This is a genomic window from Bradyrhizobium sp. AZCC 1610 (genome assembly GCF_036924515.1).
In the GTDB taxonomy this organism is placed as follows: Bacteria; Pseudomonadota; Alphaproteobacteria; order Rhizobiales; family Xanthobacteraceae; genus Bradyrhizobium.
In genome coordinates this window covers 4143253-4166068 of record NZ_JAZHRR010000001.1, presented here as the reverse complement: position 1 = coordinate 4166068, position 22816 = coordinate 4143253, and the positions used below count along the sequence as shown (strand labels likewise).

Here is a 22816-nt window from a genome sequence, read left to right as displayed (position 1 = left end):
CTGCGAGCAGAAAGTCCGCCCTCGCGACCGAGCGTTTGAAGTTTGTTGTTGAAGCGTGTTTGTGTGAGTACGCGTAGAGAGAAGATTTGATCTATGTTAAATTGTCCGTTTCGCGACACTCCAGATGGAGAACGCCGCAGACGCGTCACCGCGGGTTCTCCGCGGTGAAGCCTCGCGGCGTAATGGGCAATCGCCTTCTTGCAGCATTGCCTGCACTGGACCTCGATCTGCTAGAACCCGAACTTGAGATGATCGCGCTCGATCAGGACGCGGTTCTTTCGCAGGCGGGTGATGATATCGACTACGTCGTCTTTCCCCACAGCGGCGCGATCACCTTGATGATCGACATGGCGGACGGGCATACGGTTGCCACCGCGGCAATCGGGCGTGAGGGAGCCGTTGGCATTCTTTCGGTGCTCGGGCCATCACCTTCGGCCACGACAGCCGTCGTGCGCGCGGCCGGCACCGCGTCTCGGATCCCAGCATCGCGATTTCTTGGCGTCTTTAACCGCAGTCCCGCGATCCGACGCATGGTTCAGAATCACGTCAAGGCGATGTTGATGCAGTTCCAGCTCGGCCTGGCCTGCAATGCGCTGCACCCGGTCGAAGCCCGCATGGCCCGCTGGCTGCTTCAGCTTCGCGACCGCGTCGATCATGATGTGCTCCCGCTCACCCAGCACACGCTGTCGCAAATGCTCGGTGTGCGGCGTACGACCGTGACGCTCCTGATGCGCAATCTGCGCGCGCGCGGAGCGATCAGGTCCGATCGGCGAGGCCTGATCGAGATCGACCGGGCGCGGCTCGCTGCGGCAGCGTGCGAATGCCATCGGGTCATGCGTCTCGAAGTCGAGGAGATTTTCTCAACGAGTTCGGGCCAATCCCGCGCGAGGGGTCTGCTCGAAGAGAGGCGCATCCCCGGCGTCAAATCGAGCGACGTCAGGTGAGCGCGTTTCATGCGACCGCTTCATCCTCCAGGTCGCCACCTGCCGCTGCGGCGTTGGGCAAAGCCCCATCAAGGAGCTGATGCTCGGTCCGATCAGGTTCTTTGCAGCCAATCACGTTCGAATGCTTGCTCGGATGCCGCCTCGAGCTTCGCAATTTCTCGCAGCACCTTCGCCGTCTGGCGCAGCTGCTTGCGCTCGGGACCCGGCTTTAACCGTCGTGCTTCATCAAGAATGTCCTTGGCCTGCAGCAGCCAGGTGGATGTCTCATTTGAGATTTGCATGCGCGGCATGGTGTCCCCCATCGCCATAATCACGTGATCCGTGTCGATGATTAAGCCGGGGCGGCCGCCCGGCGATGCTGCACCCGAATGCTCGGTTCGTCGACCCAGGCTTCGCGCGCAAACCAAGCGTGATCGGTGTGGCAGATCACGCAACGCGTGCGCGAGAAAAACACCGCGCGGCGCCCGAAGCTTTCGCGATCAGTCTTGATGCCCGTGGGAATCGCGTGTCCGGTTTGCGGACATTTGATCATCACCATACCCATGCCGTTCTCCCTTGCGATCGTCTTTATGGATTTTTACAAATAAGTACCGGCCGGTTGGAGTGCGCCTGTCGGTGCGGGTTACTTGGGGGGCATCGCGCACCTTGTTTGGTCGAGCAAGGCCAGTGGGGGCTGCATGCTCGCCGGGCTTATTCCAACCGGCCGGATCTCTCCTCAAACGAATCCTCAGTCGTGAATCGGGCGGCTTTTTTAACCTGCTCGGTGGAAAGCCTTGGTGAAGTGCTTCCTGATCGGCTCGCCCGTTTCCGTTGCGAGCTTCTGGGTGAGCGCCCATAATTCTCTGTTCTGGTCGGAAGCGGTGTTAAACGCCTTGCGCGTTTGCGCCGCCGACAAGGTAAAGACATCGGTCGCTGACTTGCTGCCGCAGAGATCGATCAGAAAATCGAACGCAGAGGCGGCATTGGCGTTTGAAATTTCAATTACCTTCAGCCCGTAGTCGGTCGCGCTTCTGGCGTTGCCCGAATAGGTCTCGCGCAGCGCTTCCGTCATCTCCTCCGACGCGGCCCTGATCTTTTCAAAACCTTCCCGTGCGCGGGCGAGGGCCTGCTCATTGCCGCCGATGCCAGCCAAGCCGATCTTCGAGAAGTCCGGCAGCGGCATCCCGAAAACATTGGTTCCGTTCGGTGTCACTTTCATTTCGCTTTCATTCACGCAACATTACTCCTCTCAGGCGAAAGCATTCTCCGCGACGCTCGCAAGCGTCACGAGAGCTCGCGCTCCGTGTTCGATCAGATTTTGGATGAGCCTTGATTAGCCCCGACCCGATACGACTTTGCGCTAAGAGAAGGAGTGCGTCGGTTCGAATTGCGACTCTCGCGCGAAATTTTTTCCGGATTTGTCAATACAAACGATGGTATATTTTACACAACGCTGTGCATAACAAGGATATCCGAGGACGCAGGAAGCCTTTTCTTCAGCGTAGCGTTGCGGGGGAAATTCCCGCGTTGTGTGGCGGGCATCACCATCGTCCTGCCCAAACAAAAACCCCGGCATTTCTGCCGGAGTTTTGCATTTTTCGAGCGAGGTCCCGGTTCTGCGGAGCGGCATGAATGCCGCACCGCGCCCGGGAAAGGCTGGATCAGAAGTCCATGCCGCCCATGCCGCCGCCCGGAGGCATGCCGGCGCCGGCGCCCTGGTTCTTCTTCGGCAGTTCGGCGATCATGGCTTCGGTGGTGATCAGCAGAGCCGCGACCGAGGCCGCGTTCTGGATCGCCGCACGAACGACCTTGGTCGGGTCGATGATGCCCTTGGAGACCAAATTGCCGTATTCGCCGGTCTGCGAGTCGAAGCCGTAATTGTACTGCTCCTTCTCGAGGATCTTGCCGACGATGACGGAGCCGTCTTCACCGGCGTTGATCGCGATCTGGCGGGCCGGCGCGGACAGCGCCTTGCGCACGATCTCGACACCGGTCTTCTGGTCGTCGTTCGCGGTCTTGATGCGCTTGAGCTGCTCGGAGGCGCGGAGCAGGGCGACGCCGCCGCCCGGCACGATGCCTTCTTCCACCGCCGCACGGGTCGCATGCATCGCGTCATCCACGCGATCCTTGCGCTCCTTGACTTCGACTTCGGTCGCGCCGCCGACGCGGATCACCGCGACGCCGCCTGCGAGCTTGGCCAGGCGCTCCTGGAGCTTCTCGCGGTCGTAGTCCGAGGTGGTTTCCTCGATCTGCGCCTTGATCTGCTGCACGCGCGCCTCGATGTCGGCCTTCTTGCCGGCGCCGTTGACGATGGTGGTGTTTTCCTTGTCGATCATCACCTTCTTGGCGCGGCCGAGCATCTGCAGGGTCACGTTCTCGAGCTTGATGCCGAGATCTTCCGAGATCGCCTGACCACCGGTCAGAACCGCGATGTCCTGCAGCATGGCCTTGCGGCGATCGCCGAAGCCCGGAGCCTTGACGGCCGCAACCTTGAGGCCGCCACGCAGACGGTTGACGACGAGGGTGGCAAGGGCTTCGCCTTCGACGTCTTCCGCGACGATGACCAGCGGCTTGCCGGTCTGCACCACGGCTTCGAGCAGGGGCAGCAGTTCGTTCAGCGAGGAGAGCTTCTTCTCGTTGATCAGGATGTAGGCATCGTCCATCTCAACGCGCATCTTGTCGGCGTTGGTGACGAAGTAGGGCGAGATGTAGCCGCGGTCGAACTGCATGCCCTCGACGACGTCGAGTTCGGTCTCGAGCGACTTGGCTTCTTCAACCGTGATGACGCCCTCGTTGCCGACTTTCTTCATGGCATCGGCGAGGAACTTGCCGATTTCGGCGTCGCCGTTGGCGGAGATGGTGCCGACCTGGGCGATTTCCTCGTTCGAGGTGACCTTCTTGGAGTTCTTGACGAGGTCGGCGACCACGGCTTCCACCGCGAGATCGATACCGCGCTTCAGATCCATCGGGTTCATGCCGGCGGCGACCGACTTGGCGCCTTCACGGACGATTGCAGCCGCGAGAACGGTTGCGGTGGTGGTGCCGTCGCCGGCAGCATCGGCCGACTTGGAGGCGACTTCGCGCACCATCTGCGCGCCCATGTTCTCGAACTTGTCGTCGAGTTCGATTTCCTTGGCGACGGTGACGCCGTCCTTGGTAATGCGGGGAGCGCCGAACGACTTGTCGAGCACGACGTTGCGGCCCTTCGGACCGAGCGTCACCTTGACGGCGTTGTTAAGGATGTCGACGCCGCGCAGCATGCGGTCGCGGGCATCGACGCCGAATTTGACTTCCTTGGCTGACATATTTGATTTCCCTGAGTTGATCTTGGTCTCTCACCCTGTCGGGGAGGCGCCGCGCGGGCGCTCCTCAGGGTGAGCGGTGCGGGCGAAGCGCTTAGGCAGCCTTCTTCTTGCTGGCGGGAACGTCGGTGAGAACGCCCATGATGTCGGACTCCTTCATGATCAGGAGTTCTTCACCGTCGATCTTGACCTCGGTGCCCGACCATTTGCCGAACAGCACGCGGTCGCCGACCTTGAGGTCGATCGGGATCAGCTTGCCGGCTTCGTCGCGGCCGCCCGGGCCCACGGCGGTGATTTCGCCCTGCGAGGGCTTTTCCTTGGCACTGTCCGGAATGATGATGCCGCCAGCGGTCTTCTCTTCGGCGTCGATGCGCTTGACCACGACGCGGTCGTGAAGCGGACGGAATTTCATGCAGTCCTCCTAAGTTTCTGAAGATGTTGTCGAATTCTGGAATTTTGGCAGTCCGGGCAGGCGAGTGCCAGCTCGGCTGCGGTGGACATAAGCCAGTCTTGTTCGGGGGACAAGGGCTTCTAGCAGAAAAATTGGCACTCAAATATGACGGCTGCCAATTTGATTAATCATGATTAACCGGGGCGGCGGGGCCCCGGGACCCCGTATTAGCACGTGCGGTAAGGTGCTGCTAACGCGACCTTTTTCAACAGATCGTTAAACATTTAGGCTTGTGATGGGTTGGTCTCGTGCGTCACATTTCTCTCATGTGAGCGCATCTCCGCCGGGGTGGCTCGGTGTGTGGCCACCACGTGAAATGCGCTTCCAGCAATGGAGGTTTGGCATGGTCTCGCAGGTTGGAGTTGCTTCCGACGATTTCCGGAAGCAGGTGCTGGGTTACGGGCTGACGACGGCGCAAATCCTTTATCGGATGCCGGATCATCCCTCATTGCTGCAGACCTATGTCTGGCAGAACTACGATCTTTGCCCGAAATTCCCGGCGCTGAAGGATTTCCTCGCCTTCTGGCACGAGAAGCTCGATGGTCCGCTGTTCTCGGTGACGGTAGCGCATTGCAAGCTGATCAAGCCGGCCGAGCTGCGCGCCGTCGACGGCGTGTTCAGGCTGCATTGAAAGCGCGCTGATTTTGTAGGGTGAGCACGGCGCGAAGCGCGCCTTTGCCCATCCTGTGAAATTGAATTCGTGGTAGCCTCCCTGCATCAACAAGGGAGGCACCAATGGCCAAGCAGAAGGCGACATCAAAAGCCGCAGCCAAGACCGCGGTGAAGAAGAAATGGACGGGGCACCAGACCGCCGCCAAATCCTCCGCGCGCAAGACCATCAAGTCCAAGGGACGCGTGTCCGCCGCGAAGTCAAAGGCCGTCAAGTCCAAGGCGCGGCCGAAGCAGCGCATTGCCATCAGCCATCACCGCGAAGAGGATTTCAAGGCCGACGGGCTGCGCACCTACGCGAAATACCGCGACCTCGGCATCGCGGACGCGACGCACGGCCTGGCGCAGGCGCATGTGATCCGCCTGCAGGGGCCCTGCAATCCGGCGGAAGTTTCAAAACTGCATTACCACGACGTCGAATTCCAGATGGTCTACGTGCTCAAGGGCTGGGTGAAGACCTACATGGAAGGCCAGGGCGAGACGCTGATGAAAGAGGGCAGCGCCTGGACCCAGCCGCCGCGCATCAAGCATCTGATCATGGATTATTCCGACGACGTCGAATTGCTGGAAGTGATTTTGCCGGCGGAGTTCAAGACGGTGGAGTTGGCGAGTTGATCTTGTAGCCCGGATGGAGCGAAGCGAAATCCGGGAACGGTAGGAGCGATTGAGCAAGAGTCCCGGATTGCGCTCCGCTCCATCCGGGCTACGGGCTGCCGGGCTACGTCATCACCCCCACCACTGCGCCCATCAAACACGTCGTCAGCGTGCCCGAGACGATCGACTTCAACCCCAGCGCATTGATCTCCTCGCGCCGCTCCGGTGCCATCGTCCCGAGGCCGCCGATCATGATGCCGAGGCTGGCAAAATTGGCAAAGCCGCACATCGCATAGAGCATGATCAGCCGCGAGCGCGGGTCGAGCGCATCGGTGCCGAGTTTCGACAGGTCGACATAGGCGATCAATTCATTGAGCACGGTCTTGGTGCCCATCAGGCTGCCCGCCGTGATCGCCTGCGGCCAGGGCAAGCCCATCAGCCAGCACACGGGCGCCATCAGAAGCCCGAGTAAACGCTGCAGCGAAATTTTGGCGCCGCCGATCTCGGGCAACAGCCCGAGGATGGCGTTGACGAGAAAGACCAGCGCTACCAGCACCAGCAGCATGGCGACGATGTTCAGGAGAAGTTCAAGTCCCGCCGTGGTGCCCTTGGCGATGGCGTCCATCGTGGAGGAGGCATGCATGTCGGGATCGGCCAGTGAGCCGCCGGTGCGCTTGTCCGAAGTCTCCGGAACGATGATCAGGCTGACGAGAATGGCCGCCGGCGCGCCCAGCACGGAGGCGATGACGAAATGCGCCGCCGCATCCGGGATCAGCGGCGCAAGGAAGGTGGCGTAGAGCACCAGCACGGTGCCGGCGATGCCGGCCATGCCGCCGGTCATGACCAGGAACAATTCGCTGCGCGTGAGCTGCGCCAGATACGGGCGGATGAACAGCGGCGCCTCGACCATGCCGAGAAAGATATTCGACGCGGTCGACAGTCCCACCGCGCCGCCAACGCCGAGCGTGCGCTCCAGCATCCATGCCATGCCGCGCACGATCGGCGGCAGCACGCGCCAATAGAACAGTAGCGTCGTGAGAACGCTCATGACCAGCACAATCGGCAGCGCCTGAAACGCCAGGATGAAATCCGCACCCGGCGCCTTGAGGTCGAACGGCAGCGCGCCGCCGCCGAGGTAACCGAACACGAACGACGTGCCGGCGCGGGATGCAGCCGAGATGGTGTTGACGGCGTCATTGATGGCGCCGAACGCCTTCGCCACCGGCGGCAGCTTGAGCAGCACCAGCGCGGTGATAACGGTGACGGCAAGCCCGACCGCCATTTGCCGCAACGAGACCGCGCGGCGGCTTTCGCTGAGCGACCACGCTATCGCCAGCAACGCCAGCACGCCGAACGCCGATTGCAGTTGCAGCATGAATCCCCCAGAACCCCGGAAACGATTATGCCAGCCTTGCCGGTTCGTGAAAACCCAACTGGTGTCCCGGACGCGGTGCAGCGCCTTAGCGTTGCGCCGCAGAGCCGGGACCCATCTCACGCCACGCGGAATGGGCCCGGCTCAGCAGCGCAGCATTCGCGCCGCGCTGCGTCCGGGGACACGTGAGCCCCATCAACCGCAGCCATTGACAACAGCCTGGCGTCACCGCTCGGATATGTCCGCCACCACGCCTGTCGGCGCCCGCGACCTGCTCAGGCACCGGCCGTTCCTGTTCTCCCTGTTGTCGCGTAGCCTCTCACGCTTCGCCAGCCAGTTCGAGAGCGGCGTCACGGCGGCGCTGTTCGGCACTGTGCCGGCCGCCGTTCTCGGCGGCGTCGGCACCATCGCGATCGCGTTGCTATGGATGAAGCTGTTTCCGGCGCTGCGGGAAGGTGGAGCGGCTGGAGTAGGGGGCGGCTGCCGTGTCCCGGACGCGGTGCAGCGTCTTCACGCTGCTCCGCAGAGCCGGGACCCATCGTGCAGCGTATGGCCCCCGGCTCTGCAGCGCAGCACTTCATGCCGCGCTGCGTCCGGGGCACGAGAACGCGCTTACCCCCGCCCCACAAACGGCATCTTGGTCGCCATGACCGTCATGAACAGCACGTTGGCGTCGAGCGGCAGGCCGGCCATGTAGGCGACCGCGTCGCCGACCGCCTTTGCGTCCATGCGCGGCTCGTGTTTCATCGTGCCATCGGGCTGCATCACGCCGGGGCCGGCGACCATGCGATCCGTCATCGGGGTCGCGGCGTTGCCGATGTCGACCTGGCCGACCGCGATGTCGTACATGCGGCCGTCGAGATTGGACGCCTTGGTCAGGCCGGTGATCGCGTGCTTGGTTGAGGTGTAGGCGGCAGAGAACGGCCGCGGCGCGTGTGCCGAGATCGAGCCGTTGTTGATGATGCGGCCGCCGCGCGGCTTCTGGTCCTTCATGATGCGGAAGGCGTGCTGCGTGCACAGGAACGGCCCGGTGAGGTTGGTGTTCACCACCGCCTGCCACTGCTCGAGGCTGAGGTCTTCGAAATTCACCGGCGGTGCGCCCATGCCGGCATTGTTGAAGAGAACGTCGAGCCGGCCGTAGGTGTCCATCACCTTGGCGAACAGGGCTGCGATCGAGCCGGGGTTGGTCATGTCGGCGGACACGCACAGGCTCTTGCCGATGTTGTCGCCGAGCTTCTTGGTTTCCTCCAGCATCTCCATGCGACGCCCGGCGAGCACCACGGTGAATCCCGCATTCATCAGCGCCAGCGATGCGGCGCGCCCGACGCCGGTGCCTGCACCGGTCACGATTGCGATTCTGTTTGTTGGGTCGGCCATGTTTTCCTCGCCTTCAGTTTTTTGCTTCTGTTTCGGTCTTGTAGGGTGGTCTTGGAATATTCTGGTGCGCCGCGCGCAGTGCCGCCGACCAGCGGGAACGCAGATCGTGGAAATAGGGCTCGCCGGCCTCGATGCGGTGGTTGAGATCGGCCTCGCAGGCATCCGTGCGCACCACCAGAACGTCGATCGGCAGGCCGACGCCGAGATTGGAGCGCATGGTCGAATCCATCGAGATCAGGCCGGTCTTCAGCGCCTCATACAGTTCGACGTCGTAATGCATCGCGCGGTCGAGCACCGGCTTGCCGTATTTGTGCTCGCCGATCTGCAAATAGGGCGTGTCGGTGGTGCATTCGATGAAATTGCCGGCGGTGTAGACCATGAACAGCCGCATCCGCGAGCCCTTGATCTGTCCGCCGAACAGGAAGGAGACGTCGAAGCTGACGTCTTCGGATTGCAGCGCCGGACCTTCGGTGGCATGCACCAGGCGGATCGCCCGCCCGATGCGCTGCGCCGCCTGGAACATGGTCGGCGCGTTCATCAGCGTCTCGACCTCACCGGTGTTGGGGTCCTCGACGCCCTCGGTCAGTGTTGAGAGCACCGACTGGCTGATCGCCAGGTTGCCGGCGCTGGCGATCGCCATGATGCGCTCGCCGGGCTTACTAAAAATATGAAGCTTGCGGAAGGTCGAGACGTTGTCGAGGCCGGCATTGGTGCGGGTATCCGCGATCATGACGAGACCGTCCCGCACCAGAATTCCGCAGCAATAGGTCATTCCCGATCCCCGAACGCGCCTGATTTTTTCGGCGCCAGACTAGTAGCCAATTTCAGGGGGGCATCCAACCCCAATTCCCCGCGGCGCGGCATGCGCCGGGCGGGTAAAACATGCCCTACGGGACGGCGGGGTAGGCATGCAGAAAGCAGCTCTGACAAGCGCGATTATGGCGACGTTCCTCTTCCTTGGCTGCACCCATGCGCTAGCCGGACCTTGGGAAGACGGAATGGTGGCCTATAACCGCGGCGACTATGTGCCGGCGATCCGGCTGTTCCGCCCGCTGGCGGAAGCGGGCAATCCCAGGACGCAGACCCAGATCGGAACGATGTATCGCAAAGGCGAGGGCTTGGCGCCCAGGCCCTCCCGCGCCTTCATGTGGTTCAGCCTTGCCGCCAAGCGCGGCGATGCCAAGGCGAGGGCGAGCTTGCGCGAAGTCGCGAGGACCATGACCCCTGCGGAAATGTCGCAGGCTGAGGCCATGGCGGGAGCCTGCGCCGCCTCCAACTATCGGGCTTGCGAATATTGATTAAGTCTGCCGCCTCCGGCACGCTGGCTGTCCCACAAGAACAAGAAACACTGGGAGGTCATCATGCGCGCCAGTCGGTTGTCACGCGAACTCACCGTATCCGTGGCTACGCTTTGCATCGCATTGCTCACGGCGGTTCCCGCCGCGGCGCAGAAAAAGGGCGGCACGCTGCGGCTCTATCACAACGACAATCCGCCCTCGACCTCGCTGCACGAAGAAGCGACGATTGCCTCGGTCACGCCGTTCGCGGCGATCTTCAACAATCTCGTCGTGTTCGATCCCGCCAAGGTCCACGAAAGCATCGATACTGTCGTTCCCGATCTGGCGGAAAGCTGGTCCTGGGATTCCACCAACACCAAATTGACCTTCAAGTTGAGGCAGGGCGTAAAATGGCACGACGGCCAGCCATTCACCGCAAAGGACGTGCAGTGCACCTGGCGGATGCTGATCGGCAAGACCGAGACCCAGGACTTCAAGCGCAATCCGCGCAAGGTCTGGTACACCAAGCTGCAGGACGTCAGCGTCAACAGCGATCATGAGGCAACGTTTGAGCTGAGCGAGCCACAACCCAGCCTGCCGGTATTGCTCGCGAGCGCGTTTTCGCCGGTCTATCCCTGCCACGTGCCGCAGCAGGTCATGCGCACCAGGCCGGTCGGCACCGGCCCGTTCAAATTCGTCGAGTTCAAGCGCGGCGAGTCCATTCGCCTGGTGCGCAATCCCGATTACTGGAAGAAGGACCGGCCCTATCTCGACGAGATCACGTTCCGGATGATCGACAGCCGCGCCACGCGCATGCTGGCGTTCGCCACCGGCGACTACGACATCACCTTTCCCTCCGACGTCAGTGTTCCCCTGATGAAGGACATGAAGGCGCGCGCGCCGCACGCGATTTGCGAGATGACGACGACGGGAACCCAGATCAATTTGATGGTCAACCGCGTCAACCCGCCGTTCGACAATCCGGATATCCGAAAGGCCATGTCGCTGGCGCTGGACCGCAAGCCCTTCAACACCATCCTGATGGAAGGGCTGGCGCGCATGGGCGGGGCGATGCTGGCGAAGCCCGAGGGCGAATGGGGCATGCCACCGGAAATGGTGACTGATCTGACCGGCTACGGTCCCGATGCCGAAAAGAACATCGCCGAGGCGCAGGCGATCATGCAGAAGCTCGGCTACAGCGACGCCAAACCGCTGCAGATCAAGATCCAGACCCGGAACCTGCCGACCTATCGCGATCCCGCCGTGATCCTGACCGACCAGCTCAAGAAGATCTACATCACGAGCGAACTCGACATTCTCGACACGCCGCGCTGGTACGCGCGGCTGGCAAAGAAGGATTACACGATCGGACTGAACGTGACCGGCGTCAGCGTCGACGATCCCGACGGCAACATCGTCGAGAACTATTCCTGCAAGTCGGAGCGCAATTACACGCAGTATTGCAATGCCGAGGTCGACCGGCTGCTGACCGCGCAATCGAGCGAGCTCGACAAGGAAAAGCGCAGAAAGATGGTCTGGGACATCGAGCGGTTATTGGTCGAGGATGCAGCGCGGCCGATCATCCTGCACTCATCGGCCGGCAATTGCTGGCAGCCTTATGTGAAGAATTTCCGGCCGCACGACAACAGCCAGTACAACAATTTGCGGTTCGAGGATGTGTGGCTGGATAAGTGACGGCGCGCCTCAGATCACGTCAAGATCGTGGGCGGTCATCACGCGGCCGTCATAGTGTTGCTTGATCTCCTTCAATACGGCCTCTTCCGGGTCGGCAAGCGTCAACGCGCCGCCGGCGTTTGCACGGTGATAGAGCACCAGCAGGCCCGGCTTGGCCCGCGAGGCAAGCGCAGCGAGCTCCCTGGAGGAAGTATGATGGGTTCGACGGTACCGTTGCCACTTGGGCGAGACCTTCTCGTAAGTGTGTTGCGAATAGGTCTCGTGAATCAGCACGTCGCAACCGGCACAATGCTCGGCAAGGTTTGGAGTCGGCGCTGTATCCCCTGACAAGACGATGACTTTATCGGGCGTCTCAAACCGAAAGCCGTAGGCGTGCTTCAGTCCGTGTCGCACCGGAAAGGCCGTGACGCGGATATTGCCGTCGGAGTAGATCTCTCCTTGCGTTATCTCGTGCACAACGACCCGGCATCCCGCCCGCGGCAGCCGGTCGATACCGTTGACGCGATTGTTGATGTCGATCGTCCAGGCGCTCAGTACGTGCTTCGTCATAGCGCGGAGGCCCTTGGGACCATAGACTTCGATCGGCTCTTTACGGCCGAGAATCCACGGCGTGAGGATGAGGTCCGGATAGCCGGCGGTGTGGTCCGCGTGCATATGGGTCAGGAAGGCCGTCTTTATTCCGCCTGCGGCGGGTCCGAGCGCAGTTACGCCCTTGTTGTACGCCGCTGCCACGCGACGGACGACGCCCGGGCCGAAATCAACCAAATATGGCGTTCCATTCACCACGATGGCGGTCGCGGGTCCGGACCGCGCGGGATCAGGGCGCGGCGTGCCTGTGCCAAGCATGACGATCTGTGTCGTTGACGTCTGCAGCGCACGCGCTGTTTTTAGCGTCCGGCGGGAAGGCATCATTCCGGCCGGATGTTTGATGTCTTGATGACGGTCTGCCATCGCTCGGAAGCCGATTTGAGCAAAACTCTGGCTTCAGCGCCGGTGCTTGCGATCGGCTCCAATGCCTGTGCGCGAAGGCGGGTCTGCAGCTCAGGCAATTGCAAAGCCTGACGCACCTCCCGCTCCAGCAGCGCGCGAATGGATTCCGGAACGCCCTTTGGCGACAGCATCACCTGGTAGAACCCGACCTCGAAGCCGGCGTAACCGTTTTCAGTGATGGTGCCGATCTCTGGCGCGTACAGGGCGCGTTCCAGACTGGATAGAGCAAGTGCCTTCAGCCGGCCTTCGCGCGCCAGCGGCAGGACGCCGGGGGTTGCAAGGAAGCCTGCCTGAACCTGCCCACCGACGAGACCCATCACGACCTCGGCGTTGCCCTTGTAGGGGACGTGCAGGCCTTCAAATCCCGCCTTCATTCGAAAGTATTCCATCGTCAGATGGCCGGGATTGCCGCTTCCGCCGCCGCTGCCGTAAAGCAGTGGCCGATCCAGATTTTTTGCATAGGTGACGAACTCCCGGACCGATGTCACGGGAACGGAAGGATGCACGACGAGCGACATCGAAAAACTTGCCGCGACAGAGATCGGCTCGAAATCCCTGACCGGATCGAATGGGAGTTTCGGATAGAGCGTCGGACTGACTGTGAGCGGCGTATCGAGAGCGAACAGCAGCGTGTAGCCATCCGGCTCCGCCTTGGCCACCGCATCGGCCCCGATGTTGCCGGAAGCGCCGGGACGGTTTTCCACCACGAAAGCCCGCTTGAGGCTTGAGGCGAGTCTGTCGGCCAGCATTCGTGCGGTGAAATCCAGCGGTCCTCCGGGTGGAAACGGCACCACGATCTTCACGGATCTCGACGGATAATCCTGCGCGGCGGCGCCCGTGCCGAAGGCCAGGCTGATCACGGCGACGGTTGCCACGGCAGCCATGAGGCTTCTCAAGGGAATTGATGCGGTCATCGATCACCTCCGGCCATCCTGAGCGACGATTGCCGCGATCCTGCGTCGGGCAGACATAACGGTCCAGTTCTGATATATGACGATGGCATAACCATTTTGATAAGGTCCGTGCCATGCAGTGGGTTGACCGCGTTGGAAGGCGCCTGAAGCTGCGCGACCTGCATATTTTGCTCGCCGTAGTGCAGCACGGCAGCATGGCGAAGGCTGCAGGCGAACTGGCCATCTCGCAGCCTGCGGTATCGAAAGCGATATCCGACGTTGAGCATGCGCTGGGGCTTCGTTTGCTCGACCGTGGACGCAACGGCATCGAGCCGACGATTTACGGCCGCGCACTCGTTGCGCGTGGCCGCGCGATCTTCGACGAGTTGAAGAGAGGGGTAGACGAGTTGGCTTTTCTCGCCGACCCGACTGTTGGCGAATTGCGTATCGCCAGCACGGAGAGCATTGCTGCGGGTTTCTTGCCGGCGGTGATCGAGAACTTCTCGCGCGAGCAGCCGCACGTCCGGCTCTACGTTGCACAAGCGGTCATGAATGCACAGCATTATCGCGATTTGCGCGAGCGTAGCATCGATCTCCTGTTAGGACGCATACCAACGCCGTTCGATGAGGGCGATCTTGATGTCGAAACGGCATACGACGACCCAGTGGTCGTGGTCGCCGGCCGCCATAGCAAATGGGCGCGCTCGCGCCGGCTTACACTCGCCGAACTCGCCGAAGAGCGCTGGGTCCTGCCGCCCGCAGATACCATCGCAGGTATTTTGGCTGCCGAATGGTTTCGCGCCGGCAGCCTCAAGATGCCGCGCGCTTTCGTAACGACGCTTTCGATCCATCTCTGCTGTCGGTTGGCTTCCACCGGGCAATACGTGACAACACTTCCGATGTCGGTGTTACGTGGGGCGCATCACGATCGGCTTCTCAGGGTCCTCCCGATCAAGCTGCCTGTTCAGTTGCGGCCAGTGGGAATCGTGACACTGAAGAACCGCACGCTTAGTCCCGTGGCAAAACGCTTCATTGAGTGCGTGCACCACACTGCGAAGCAGCAAATCAGGCGCTCAAAGCACTGACGGCGTAGACGCCTGATGTCGTTGCACGCGACGCGTCTTTTTTCAGCTACGACTGCGACTGGCTCTGCCACTGACCCGGCCGCCCGGCGTGTTCGACCTTGACCGCGACCGCCAATGTCTCCGTCCCGCCGCCATAGCGGGTGCCGCGCACCGGGGCGGCGCCGAGGTAGTCGAGCCCGATGGCGACGCGGGCATGGGCGTCGGTGGTGCAGAGGCCGTTGGCGGCATCGAAGCCGACCCAGCCCAGGTCAGCCACGAAGGCTTCAGCCCAGGCGTGGCCGGCCTGCTGGTGGATGGTGCCGTCGGAGCGCAGGAAGTGTCCGGAGACGAAGCGTGCCGGCACGCCGCCGGAGCGGGCGCAGGCGATGAAGATGTGGGCGTAGTCCTGGCAGACGCCGCGCTTGAGCGCAAAGGCTTCCGCCGCCGACGTGCCTGAATTGGTGGGGTCCTCGTCGAAGGTCATGTGTTCGTTGATCTGCACCATCAGCGCATGCAGGAAGCCAAGCACGTCGCCGTCGGATTCCGAGCGCAGCTCGCGGGCAAACGTCGCCATCGCCGGATTGACTTCGGTGAGCGCGGTCTGGCGCAGGAACAGGCTCGCGGGGAATCGCTCGTCGGTGCCGCGCAGCACGCCACCGGTGTCGTGGGTCTCGATCAGGCCCTCGACACGGATGGTCAGGTCGGCGATCGGCCCGTGCGTGAGCACATGCGTGACATTGCCGAACGCATCCTGATGCATGTCGAGGCGGGAGTCGGTTGAGACGTCGATCTGCCACTCGGCGACATATTGCCCGTCATGGCTGCTGGGCGTCATCCGCAGAATCTGGATTACGCCCGAAGCCGGCGGCTCGTAGCGATAGCTCGTGGTATGGGCAATTCGCAGGCGCATGACTCAACCCGGTTCGGATCGTTGTGCCCGGCCAGTAGCGCGAAGCGCTTCTTCGCGCTAGATGTGCCGGGCATCCACGTTTTTCTTACTCAGGTGGCATAGCAAGACGTGGATGGCCGGGACAACTACCAAAAAAGACGCGCTCCGCGCTTTTGCCCGGCCATGACGGAGTTTTTGTTGCGCGCATCCAAAATCTCTAAATCAAATACTGCCTGGTGATGATCTCACCGAGCCGCGCGTTATCCGAAATGAATTCCTGAATGAACTCATGCACGCCGTGCTGGAAGATATCGTCCATATGGCTGTGTTCAAGCCGGTTGCGGACGCCGCGGGCGTGGCGCTGCGAGGCGCCCTGGCGGCCATAGGCGACGCCGATCTGGTCGAGGTTGCGCACCAGATTGCTGTAGCAGCTCGCCAGCGAGCGCGGCAGCGTGTCGTTGAGGATCAGCAGGTCGGCGATCAGCCACGGTTTTAAGGTCTCGCGATAGACCCAGTGATAGGCCGTCAGCGCCGACACCGAGCGCAGGATCGAGGTCCACTGGTAGTAGTCCAGCGGGCCGCCGACATGTTCCTCTTCAGGCAGCAGCACGTGATACTTCACATCGAGAATGCGGGCGGTGTTGTCGGCGCGCTCCAGGTGCAGCCCGAGCCGCGAGAACCAGTAGGCGTCGTTGCGAAGCATGGTCCGATAAGCCGAACCGTCGAACCGCAGCGAGGTCTCCTGCACGAAACGGAGAAACCTCGCCAGTTCCTCGCGGCTCGATGTGCCTTTGCCCCAGAGTTCCCCGAGTTCGATCCAGGCCGAGTTGATGGTGTCCCACATCTCACTGGTCAGCGCCGTTCGTACCGAGCGCGAATTGAGCCGGGCTGCCTCGATGCAGTTCTTGATCGACGAAGGATTGGACGGCGAAAACGCCAGATACTCGACGACGTTCTGTTCGTTGGCTTCCTGATAGGCTTCGTAGAAGCTCGCGCTGACGCCGGCGGTCAGCAGCGCCGATTCCCACTCATTGGTCTTGCCGATATAGGCGGCGGGAAGCGCGGTAACGCGCAAGGTCGCGTCGATGGTGCGCGCGATGTATTCGGCGCGCTCGACATAGCGGGCCAGCCAGTACAGGTTTTCGGCGGTGCGCGACAGCATACGGAAATTTCGCTCTCTATTCGTCCAGTATCCAGGTGTCCTTGGTGCCGCCGCCCTGGCTCGAATTGACCACCAGCGAGCCTTCCTTCAGCGCCACCCGCGTCAACCCACCGGGCACGATGGTGACGTGCTTGCTGCCCGTCAGCACGAACGGCCTGAGATCGACATGGCGCGGCGCCAGGCCGGAGGCGGTGCAGGTCGGGCAGGTCGAGAGTGCCAGCGTCGGCTGGGCGATGAAGCCTTCGGGCTCGCGCTTGAGCTTGTCGCGGAACGCCTCGATCGTCGCTTTGGTCGCGGCGGGGCCGATCAGCATGCCGTAGCCGCCAGAGCCGTGGACTTCCTTCACGACCAGGTCGCTCAGATTGTCGAGCACGTAGGCCAGGTCCTTCGGCTCGCGGCAGCGCCAGGTCGGCACGTTCTTCAGGATCGGCTCTTCGCCGAGATAGAATTTCACGACCTCAGGCATGTAGGAGTAGATCGCCTTGTCGTCGGCAATCCCGGTGCCGACCGCGTTCGCCAGCGTGATGTTGCCGGCGGCATAGGCGGACATCAGCCCGGGCACGCCAAGCGCCGAATCCGGGCGGAAGGTGAGGGGGTCGAGGAAATCGTCGTCGACGCGGCGGTAGATCACGTCGACGCGCTTGAGGCCCTCGGTGGTGCGCATGAACACCTCATCGTTCTTGACGATGAGGTCGCGGCCCTCGACCAGCTCGATTCCGAGCTTGTCGGCCAAAAACGAGTGTTCGTAATAGGCGGAATTGTAGACGCCGGGCGTCATCAGCGCGACCGTCGGCTCCGCCGAGGCGGAGAGCGGCGCCACCGAGCGCAACGCCGACAGCAATTCGTCGGGATATCGTTCCACCGGCGCGACGCGGTGGCGGGCGAACAGGTCCGGAAACAGCCGCATCATGATTTCGCGGTTTTCCAGCATGTAGGAGACGCCGGACGGCGTCCGCGCATTGTCCTCCAGCACGATGAAATTGTCGGCGTCGACCCGGACGATGTCGATCCCGGCGATGTGGACGTAGACATCGTGCGGCACGCTCTGGCCGTTCATTTCCGGGCGGAACACCGGGTTCTGGAAGATCAGGTCGTCGGGAATGATGTTGGCGCGCAGGATGTCGCGGCCGTGATAGATGTCGCGCAGGAACATGTTGAGCGCGCGGACCCGCTGCTTCAGGCCCTTTTCCAGCACCGTCCATTCCTTCGCCGATATGATCCGCGGGATCACGTCGAAGGGTATCAGCCGCTCCTGGGCTTCGGCGTCGCCATAAACGGCGAAGGTGATGCCGATCCGGCGGAACAGCAGTTCCGCCTCCTGCCGGCGATATTCCAGGGCATCCGGAGGCGTCTCCTTCAGCCAGCGGGAGAGCTCCCGATAGGCCTGGCGGAGATCGCCGCCGGGCCCGTTCATTTCGTCGAAGGCAACGGCCATAAATCCTGACTATCTCTCGAAGCCATGCGGCACAGTGCATGACTTCACGGGATGGTAGCAAGGCTCGGGCCAGCGCGATATGCATTGGCTTGCGGCATTTCGTGTGGGTAGCTTGCCGCGCTGCCCTAAAAAAAGGCTGCCGGGTGCTTATTTCGGCAGCAAACCCCCGTGACTTCAATGCGTTGCTTGCGCAAGGTACGGGACAGGTGGGGAGAAGTCATGAGCGAGATCGTCACGGCGGGTATTCTGGTCATTGGCGACGAGATCCTGTCCGGCCGGACCAAGGACAAGAACATCGGCTTCATCGCCGAGTACCTGACCAATATTGGAATCGACCTCAAGGAGGTCCGCGTCGTCGCCGACGACGAGGCCGACATTGTCGATGCTCTTAATGCACTGCGGAATCGCTATACCTACGTCTTTACCACCGGCGGCATCGGGCCGACCCATGACGACATTACCGCCGACAGCGTCGCCAAGGCATTTGGTGTCGGCATCGACCATCACCCCGAGGTGGTGGCGCGCTTCCGCGAGCGCTGGAGCGAGCAGGATCTGAACGAGGCGCGGCTGCGCATGGCACGCGTCCCCGACGGCGCCGAACTGATCCAGAGCGCGACCATCCTGGCGCCCGGCTTCAAGCTCGGCAATGTCATCGTGATGGCCGGCATCCCCTCGATCATGCAGGCGATGATGGACATCGTCGCGCCCAAGCTGAAGTCGGGCGTGCGGATGCTGTCGGACTCGGTCCGCGCCAATGCGCGGGAAGGGGACATCGGCGGGCCGCTGCGCGAGATCGCTATCGCCCATCCCGACACCATCATCGGCAGCTATCCGTTCATGGACGATGACAAGAAGCCGAACACCAACCTCGTCGTCCGCTCGCGCGATCCGGAAAAGCTCACCGCCGCGATGACTGCGGTGAAGGAGATGCTGGCGGGGCTCAACACAGTACGGTAGAGGCTGTCTCGACGATGGCGACAACGAGGCCCATCACACCGCGGGATCTGGATCTGGTCTGCCGACATCGCGAGGCAATGTTTCGCGAATCGAATGCGCCGGGCAGAACCGAGGACGTCCTGAAGGCCATGACGGCGGCTTTCAGGGTTTGGGCCGAACCGCGTCTGAAGGATGGAAGCTACTTCGGCTATATCGTAGAGGACGCGGGCGCGTCGGTTGCTGGCATCGGATTGATGGTTATCAATTGGCCGCCACATCCGTCGCATCCGCTGGAGGACAAGCGCGGCTATGTCCTCAACGTCTTCACCGAGCCTTCGCACCGGCGGCGGGGACTGGGAAGCATGCTGATGGAATTGGGAGAGGCCGAACTCCGGAAGCGCGGTGTGTCCTTTTGCATACTTCACGCGACACGCATGGGAAAGCCGCTCTACGAACGGATGGGATGGACAGGAACAAGCGAGATAGCAAAGATACTATTGTCAGGAGAACAAAAGTGACCGCTTGCTCTGGAGCGCGTTCGTGACGGAGCGCGAAAAAGCCACCCCGCCGCCGGAGAAGGCCTTTCCGGTCTCCTGGGACCAGTTTCACCGGGATTGCCGGGCGCTGACCTGGCGGCTCAACGAGGTCGGGCCGTTTCATGCCATCATCGCGATTACCCGCGGTGGGCTGGTGCCGGCGGCCATCGTGGCGCGCGAACTCGGCATTCGCATCATCGATACCGTCTGCATTGCCAGCTACGACCACACCAGGCAGGGCGACCTGCAGGCTCTTAAGGGCGTTTCGGCCGAAGTGGCAAGACTCGGCGGCGGCACCGGCAAGGGGCTGTTGATCGTCGACGATCTCGTCGACACCGGCAAGACCGGGCGGCTGGTGCGCTCGATGATGCCGGACGCGCATTTTGCAGCCGTCTATGCCAAGCCGCAGGGCAAGCCGCTGGTTGACACGTTCATTACCGAAGTGTCGCAGGATACCTGGATCCACTTTCCCTGGGATACTGCGCTGTCGTTCCAGCCGCCGATCCGTCCGTGACGGGGCGGGTTGATGTGTTCGTCATTCCGGGTTCGATGCTGCGCATCGCCCCGGAATGACGGTAGCCGAAAATGCCCCTTCAAAACCGCGTCACACCCACCGGCGACATCATCGCCACCCCGCATCGCGGCCTGTTCACGGGCAACCGCGGCATCATCCACGATCCCGCGACGAAGACGCTGCTCAGGAAGCGCTGGTCGAGCCCGGCGTGGATCACTTGCGTCTGTGAGTTCAGGGGCTGGCGGCGCAAGGTGATGGGCGGGCGGAGCTGGACCGAGCTGTTCTTTCTCGACGAGGCCACCGCATTCGCGGCTGGCCATCGCCCGTGCTTTTTCTGCCGCCGCGACGACGCCAATCGTTTCCGCGCGGCGTGGGAGGAGGGCAATGGCGTGAGGGGCGTTCGCGCGCGCGAGATTGACAAGGTGCTGCATGGTGAGCGGCTGGACCGCGGCAGGAAGCGACTGCATCCGCTGCCGATGCAGGTGGAGCAATTGCCCGATGGCGCGATGGTGCAGGCGCGCGAGGAGAGTTTTCTGATCGTGCAGGGCAGGGCGCTGCAATGGTCGATGGCTGGTTACAGCGAAGCAGAGTGCACCATCGCCAACTCTCAACTCTTGACGCCGCCGTCAACGCTGCGCGCGTTGAATGCCGGATATCGCCCAGTGCTGCATCCAAGCGCGTGTAGCTAGCTAGCGAAGGTGGCGCCGCTTGCGCGGTCTGCTCTCTCTCCCGCTTGCGGGGGAGAGCTGGAGTGGGGGCTCTCTCCGCGATTCGCGCCCGTGGAGAGAGCCCCCACCCTAACCCTCCCCCGCAAGCGGGAGAGGGGACGGAAACATCAACCCAACTTCTGCCTTGCCAGCTTCGCCCCCGCACCCAGCGCCGCCAGCTTCGCCTCCGCGATATCCCGCCGCATCGGCGCCATGCCGCAATTGGTGGTCGCGACGATGTTGCTAAGCGGCACGAATTTCGACACTGCCTCGATCACCTTCACGACATCCTCGGCGGTCTCCACCGAATCGCTGGCAACATCGATCACGCCGGCCTGGACGACCTTGCCCGGGAGCAGCGCCAGCAGATCCAGCGGCACCTTTGAATTGCGGCACTCGATCGCGACCTGCTGGATCGGGCTTTTGGCGATCGCCGGGAAAATATCCTCGTATTGCCGCCACTCGCTGCCCAGCGTCTGCTTCCAGTCGGTATTGGCCTTGATGCCGTAGCCGTAGCAGATGTGGACGGCGGTGGTGCAGGTCAGGCCTTCGGCGGCGCGCTCCAGCGCCTTGATGCCCCAGTCGGAGACCTCGTCCATGAAGACGTTGAAGGCAGGTTCGTCGAACTGGATCACATCGACGCCGTCGGCCTGCAGCGCCTTGGCCTCGTTGTTGAGCAGTTCCGCAAAGGCGAACGCCATCTTGACCTTGTCGCCGTAATATTTGTCGGCGACGGTGTCGGCGATGGTCATCGGGCCGGGCAGGGTGAATTTCAGCTTGCGGGTGGTGTGGGTGCGGGCGACGCGGGCTTCATCGGCATGGACGCGGCCCTTCAGCGTCAGCGGCGCGATCACTTGCGGCACCATCGCCTTGTAGCGGTCTTTCCGGATGCCCATCTCGACCTTGTGGGCGAAATCGATGCCCTCGACCTTCTCCAGAAAACCATGGACGAAATGCTGGCGGGCCTGTTCGCCCTCGGTGACGATGTCGACGCCGGCATCCTCCTGCAGCTTCACCGCCAGCATGGTGGCGTCGCGCTTGGCGCGGGCGAGCTCGTCGCCTTTCGATTTCCAGGGGGCCCAGAGCGTGTTCGGCTCGGCCAGCCATTCCGGCTTCGGCAGCGAGCCTGCGATCGTGGTTGGAAACAGCATGGGAGCCTCCCGTTCGGTCGTGATTGAGCGCCTGTCTGCCATGTCTTATGATCGAGGTACAGAACAACAAAGTCGCCGCTGCGGGGAATATCCCACATCGGCAGCAAGGGGAGCCATGATCGACCTGCATTACGCGCCGACGCCCAACGGCTGGAAAATTTCGATCATGCTGGAGGAACTCGGGCTTCCGTATCAGGTCATTCCGGTCAACATCCGGGCCGGCGAGCAGTTCAGGCCGGAATTTTTGGCGATCAGCCCGAATAGCCGCATTCCGGCCATCGTCGACCGCGCACCTGGCGATGGCGGCGAGCCGATCCCGGTGTTTGAGACCGGGGCGATCCTGATCTACCTCGCCGACAAGACCGGGCGTTTTCTGCCGAAGGAAACGCGGGCCCGCTCCCGCGTCATGGAATGGCTGATGTGGCAGATGAGTGGGCTGGGGCCCATGCTCGGCCAGCACGGCCATTTCGCGCTCTATGCGGCGGAAAAAATCCCGTACGCAATCGAGCGCTACCGTGACGAGGCGGCGAGGCTCTACCGCGTGCTCGATACGCAGCTTGGCAAGACCGGCGCCTATGTCGCTGGCGATTATTCGATTGCCGACATCGCCTGCTTTCCCTGGACCATGACCCACAAGGCGCAGGGCTTTACGCTCCACGATTATCCGAACGTCAAGCGCTGGTACGCCGAAGTCCGCGCGCGGCCGCAGGTGCAGGCAGGGTTGGCGATCGGCAAGTTCGTGAAGGAGCCGTTCGACGAGGAAGCGCGGCGGAATATGTTCGGCGCGCGTGCGAAGGAGCTGGCGGAGAAAAGATAACTAGCTGTCATTCCGGGGCGCCGCGAAGCGGCGAGCCCGGAATCCATGCCGCGCGGAAACAT

The 22816-nt window shown here is 62.3% G+C and carries 25 protein-coding genes and 1 pseudogene; 12 read left to right on the top strand and 14 right to left on the bottom strand.

The features are described 5' to 3' along the window. Positions 1–182 precede the first annotated feature (182 nt). Positions 183–944, top strand: a complete 762-nt coding sequence (locus V1279_RS20700; protein WP_334439470.1) for a Crp/Fnr family transcriptional regulator — start codon at positions 183–185, stop codon at positions 942–944. Between the two features lie 92 nt (positions 945–1036). Here the strand turns inward: V1279_RS20700 and V1279_RS20695 are convergent, their stop codons facing one another. The 5 genes from V1279_RS20695 to V1279_RS20675 form a co-directional block, all read right to left on the bottom strand. Beyond that, a complete protein-coding gene (locus tag V1279_RS20695; RefSeq protein ID WP_334439468.1) occupies positions 1037–1252 on the bottom strand; it encodes a hypothetical protein in 216 nt (71 codons plus the stop codon). A gap of 23 nt (positions 1253–1275) precedes the next feature. Next, entirely contained in the window at positions 1276–1488 is a 213-nt protein-coding gene (locus tag V1279_RS20690) for a hypothetical protein (RefSeq protein WP_334439465.1), read from the bottom strand. A gap of 207 nt (positions 1489–1695) precedes the next feature. After that, on the bottom strand, positions 1696–2157 hold the full coding sequence (locus tag V1279_RS20685) for a phasin family protein (RefSeq protein WP_334439463.1): 462 nt from the start codon (positions 2155–2157) through the stop codon (positions 1696–1698). A 427-nt stretch (positions 2158–2584) separates the two neighbouring features. Continuing rightward, the gene (groL, locus tag V1279_RS20680) at positions 2585–4228 is read right to left on the bottom strand and encodes a chaperonin GroEL (protein WP_334439461.1); all 1644 of its coding nucleotides are present in this window, start codon (positions 4226–4228) and stop codon (positions 2585–2587) included. A 91-nt stretch (positions 4229–4319) separates the two neighbouring features. After that, a complete protein-coding gene (locus V1279_RS20675; RefSeq protein ID WP_334439458.1) occupies positions 4320–4637 on the bottom strand; it encodes a co-chaperone GroES in 318 nt (105 codons plus the stop codon). A 382-nt stretch (positions 4638–5019) separates the two neighbouring features. Between V1279_RS20675 and V1279_RS20670 the strand changes: the two genes are divergently transcribed. Together V1279_RS20670 and V1279_RS20665 are read left to right on the top strand one after the other, a co-directional pair. Then, positions 5020–5307: an usg protein gene (locus tag V1279_RS20670; RefSeq protein WP_334439455.1), complete on the top strand. Its 288-nt coding sequence runs from the start codon at positions 5020–5022 to the stop codon at positions 5305–5307. A 104-nt stretch (positions 5308–5411) separates the two neighbouring features. Further along, positions 5412–5960 carry a cupin domain-containing protein gene (locus V1279_RS20665; protein ID WP_334439453.1) on the top strand — a complete coding sequence of 183 codons (549 nt, stop codon included), beginning with the start codon at positions 5412–5414 and terminating at the stop codon, positions 5958–5960. Positions 5961–6063: 103 nt separating this feature from the next. Here the strand turns inward: V1279_RS20665 and V1279_RS20660 are convergent, their stop codons facing one another. Then, on the bottom strand, positions 6064–7314 hold the full coding sequence (locus tag V1279_RS20660; RefSeq protein ID WP_334439450.1) for a NupC/NupG family nucleoside CNT transporter: 1251 nt from the start codon (positions 7312–7314) through the stop codon (positions 6064–6066). 328 nt (positions 7315–7642) lie between these two features. On the opposite strand from V1279_RS20660, the pseudogene V1279_RS20655 reads away from it, so the two are divergent. Next, positions 7643–7784: pseudogene (locus V1279_RS20655) on the top strand (MFS transporter); the annotation flags it as partial. A 139-nt stretch (positions 7785–7923) separates the two neighbouring features. On the opposite strand, the gene V1279_RS20650 reads toward V1279_RS20655, so the two are convergent. Then, on the bottom strand, positions 7924–8688 hold the full coding sequence (locus V1279_RS20650) for an SDR family oxidoreductase (protein WP_334439447.1): 765 nt from the start codon (positions 8686–8688) through the stop codon (positions 7924–7926). 13 nt (positions 8689–8701) lie between these two features. Beyond that, a complete protein-coding gene (locus tag V1279_RS20645; RefSeq protein ID WP_334439444.1) occupies positions 8702–9460 on the bottom strand; it encodes a proteasome-type protease in 759 nt (252 codons plus the stop codon). Positions 9461–9596: 136 nt separating this feature from the next. Between V1279_RS20645 and V1279_RS20640 the strand changes: the two genes are divergently transcribed. Together V1279_RS20640 and V1279_RS20635 are read left to right on the top strand one after the other, a co-directional pair. Further along, a complete protein-coding gene (locus V1279_RS20640) occupies positions 9597–9986 on the top strand; it encodes a tetratricopeptide repeat protein (RefSeq protein WP_334439441.1) in 390 nt (129 codons plus the stop codon). A gap of 63 nt (positions 9987–10049) precedes the next feature. After that, a complete protein-coding gene (locus tag V1279_RS20635; RefSeq protein ID WP_334439438.1) occupies positions 10050–11660 on the top strand; it encodes an ABC transporter substrate-binding protein in 1611 nt (536 codons plus the stop codon). 9 nt (positions 11661–11669) lie between these two features. Here V1279_RS20635 and V1279_RS20630 read toward each other — a convergent pair whose 3' ends face one another. Continuing rightward, positions 11670–12506, bottom strand: a complete 837-nt coding sequence (locus tag V1279_RS20630) for an MBL fold metallo-hydrolase (RefSeq protein ID WP_334439437.1) — start codon at positions 12504–12506, stop codon at positions 11670–11672. 62 nt (positions 12507–12568) lie between these two features. After that, complete coding sequence (locus V1279_RS20625; protein ID WP_334439435.1) at positions 12569–13564, bottom strand: Bug family tripartite tricarboxylate transporter substrate binding protein; 996 nt, start codon at positions 13562–13564, stop codon at positions 12569–12571. 113 nt (positions 13565–13677) lie between these two features. Between V1279_RS20625 and V1279_RS20620 the strand changes: the two genes are divergently transcribed. Next, positions 13678–14628, top strand: coding sequence for a LysR family transcriptional regulator (locus V1279_RS20620; protein WP_334439433.1), 951 nt, complete (start codon positions 13678–13680; stop codon positions 14626–14628). A gap of 46 nt (positions 14629–14674) precedes the next feature. Here V1279_RS20620 and V1279_RS20615 read toward each other — a convergent pair whose 3' ends face one another. From V1279_RS20615 to V1279_RS20605, 3 genes are all read right to left on the bottom strand, one after another. Further along, the gene (locus V1279_RS20615) at positions 14675–15517 is read right to left on the bottom strand and encodes a transglutaminase family protein (protein WP_334439430.1); all 843 of its coding nucleotides are present in this window, start codon (positions 15515–15517) and stop codon (positions 14675–14677) included. Positions 15518–15713: 196 nt separating this feature from the next. Then, on the bottom strand, positions 15714–16658 hold the full coding sequence (locus tag V1279_RS20610) for an alpha-E domain-containing protein (RefSeq protein ID WP_334439427.1): 945 nt from the start codon (positions 16656–16658) through the stop codon (positions 15714–15716). A gap of 16 nt (positions 16659–16674) precedes the next feature. Next, a complete protein-coding gene (locus tag V1279_RS20605) occupies positions 16675–18093 on the bottom strand; it encodes a circularly permuted type 2 ATP-grasp protein (RefSeq protein ID WP_334439424.1) in 1419 nt (472 codons plus the stop codon). A gap of 219 nt (positions 18094–18312) precedes the next feature. Here V1279_RS20605 and V1279_RS20600 point away from each other — a divergent pair, with 219 nt between their 5' ends. The 4 genes from V1279_RS20600 (at position 18313) to V1279_RS20585 (ending at position 20768) form a co-directional block, all read left to right on the top strand. After that, positions 18313–19050 carry a competence/damage-inducible protein A gene (locus tag V1279_RS20600; protein WP_334439423.1) on the top strand — a complete coding sequence of 246 codons (738 nt, stop codon included), beginning with the start codon at positions 18313–18315 and terminating at the stop codon, positions 19048–19050. A 14-nt stretch (positions 19051–19064) separates the two neighbouring features. After that, on the top strand, positions 19065–19547 hold the full coding sequence (locus V1279_RS20595) for a GNAT family N-acetyltransferase (protein WP_334439420.1): 483 nt from the start codon (positions 19065–19067) through the stop codon (positions 19545–19547). 22 nt (positions 19548–19569) lie between these two features. Further along, positions 19570–20079, top strand: coding sequence for a xanthine phosphoribosyltransferase (gpt, locus tag V1279_RS20590; protein WP_334439417.1), 510 nt, complete (start codon positions 19570–19572; stop codon positions 20077–20079). A gap of 71 nt (positions 20080–20150) precedes the next feature. After that, the gene (locus V1279_RS20585; RefSeq protein ID WP_334439414.1) at positions 20151–20768 is read left to right on the top strand and encodes a hypothetical protein; all 618 of its coding nucleotides are present in this window, start codon (positions 20151–20153) and stop codon (positions 20766–20768) included. 146 nt (positions 20769–20914) lie between these two features. Here V1279_RS20585 and V1279_RS20580 read toward each other — a convergent pair whose 3' ends face one another. Next, the gene (locus V1279_RS20580; protein WP_334439412.1) at positions 20915–21937 is read right to left on the bottom strand and encodes a methionine synthase; all 1023 of its coding nucleotides are present in this window, start codon (positions 21935–21937) and stop codon (positions 20915–20917) included. 115 nt (positions 21938–22052) lie between these two features. On the opposite strand from V1279_RS20580, the gene V1279_RS20575 reads away from it, so the two are divergent. Then, positions 22053–22754, top strand: coding sequence for a glutathione S-transferase N-terminal domain-containing protein (locus V1279_RS20575; RefSeq protein WP_334439409.1), 702 nt, complete (start codon positions 22053–22055; stop codon positions 22752–22754). Positions 22755–22816: the final 62 nt, after the last annotated feature.

Bases quoted from the DNA above. Each gene is read 5' to 3' on its own strand.
- V1279_RS20595 (WP_334439420.1), top strand. From the start codon at position 19,065: ATGGCGACAACGAGGCCCATCACACCGCGGGATCTGGATCTGGTCTGC.
- groL (WP_334439461.1), bottom strand. From the start codon at position 4,228: ATGTCAGCCAAGGAAGTCAAATTCGGCGTCGATGCCCGCGACCGCATG.
- V1279_RS20605 (WP_334439424.1), bottom strand. From the start codon at position 18,093: ATGGCCGTTGCCTTCGACGAAATGAACGGGCCCGGCGGCGATCTCCGC.
- V1279_RS20625 (WP_334439435.1), bottom strand. From the start codon at position 13,564: ATGACCGCATCAATTCCCTTGAGAAGCCTCATGGCTGCCGTGGCAACC.
- V1279_RS20600 (WP_334439423.1), top strand. From the start codon at position 18,313: ATGAGCGAGATCGTCACGGCGGGTATTCTGGTCATTGGCGACGAGATC.
- V1279_RS20615 (WP_334439430.1), bottom strand. From the start codon at position 15,517: ATGCGCCTGCGAATTGCCCATACCACGAGCTATCGCTACGAGCCGCCG.
- V1279_RS20650 (WP_334439447.1), bottom strand. From the start codon at position 8,688: ATGGCCGACCCAACAAACAGAATCGCAATCGTGACCGGTGCAGGCACC.
- V1279_RS20620 (WP_334439433.1), top strand. From the start codon at position 13,678: ATGCAGTGGGTTGACCGCGTTGGAAGGCGCCTGAAGCTGCGCGACCTG.
- V1279_RS20645 (WP_334439444.1), bottom strand. From the start codon at position 9,460: ATGACCTATTGCTGCGGAATTCTGGTGCGGGACGGTCTCGTCATGATC.
- V1279_RS20695 (WP_334439468.1), bottom strand. From the start codon at position 1,252: ATGGCGATGGGGGACACCATGCCGCGCATGCAAATCTCAAATGAGACA.
- V1279_RS20575 (WP_334439409.1), top strand. From the start codon at position 22,053: ATGATCGACCTGCATTACGCGCCGACGCCCAACGGCTGGAAAATTTCG.
- V1279_RS20675 (WP_334439458.1), bottom strand. From the start codon at position 4,637: ATGAAATTCCGTCCGCTTCACGACCGCGTCGTGGTCAAGCGCATCGAC.
- V1279_RS20660 (WP_334439450.1), bottom strand. From the start codon at position 7,314: ATGCTGCAACTGCAATCGGCGTTCGGCGTGCTGGCGTTGCTGGCGATA.
- V1279_RS20610 (WP_334439427.1), bottom strand. From the start codon at position 16,658: ATGCTGTCGCGCACCGCCGAAAACCTGTACTGGCTGGCCCGCTATGTC.
- V1279_RS20700 (WP_334439470.1), top strand. From the start codon at position 183: ATGGGCAATCGCCTTCTTGCAGCATTGCCTGCACTGGACCTCGATCTG.
- V1279_RS20640 (WP_334439441.1), top strand. From the start codon at position 9,597: ATGCAGAAAGCAGCTCTGACAAGCGCGATTATGGCGACGTTCCTCTTC.
- V1279_RS20690 (WP_334439465.1), bottom strand. From the start codon at position 1,488: ATGGGTATGGTGATGATCAAATGTCCGCAAACCGGACACGCGATTCCC.
- V1279_RS20585 (WP_334439414.1), top strand. From the start codon at position 20,151: ATGCCCCTTCAAAACCGCGTCACACCCACCGGCGACATCATCGCCACC.
- V1279_RS20665 (WP_334439453.1), top strand. From the start codon at position 5,412: ATGGCCAAGCAGAAGGCGACATCAAAAGCCGCAGCCAAGACCGCGGTG.
- V1279_RS20635 (WP_334439438.1), top strand. From the start codon at position 10,050: ATGCGCGCCAGTCGGTTGTCACGCGAACTCACCGTATCCGTGGCTACG.
- V1279_RS20670 (WP_334439455.1), top strand. From the start codon at position 5,020: ATGGTCTCGCAGGTTGGAGTTGCTTCCGACGATTTCCGGAAGCAGGTG.
- V1279_RS20580 (WP_334439412.1), bottom strand. From the start codon at position 21,937: ATGCTGTTTCCAACCACGATCGCAGGCTCGCTGCCGAAGCCGGAATGG.
- V1279_RS20630 (WP_334439437.1), bottom strand. From the start codon at position 12,506: ATGCTTGGCACAGGCACGCCGCGCCCTGATCCCGCGCGGTCCGGACCC.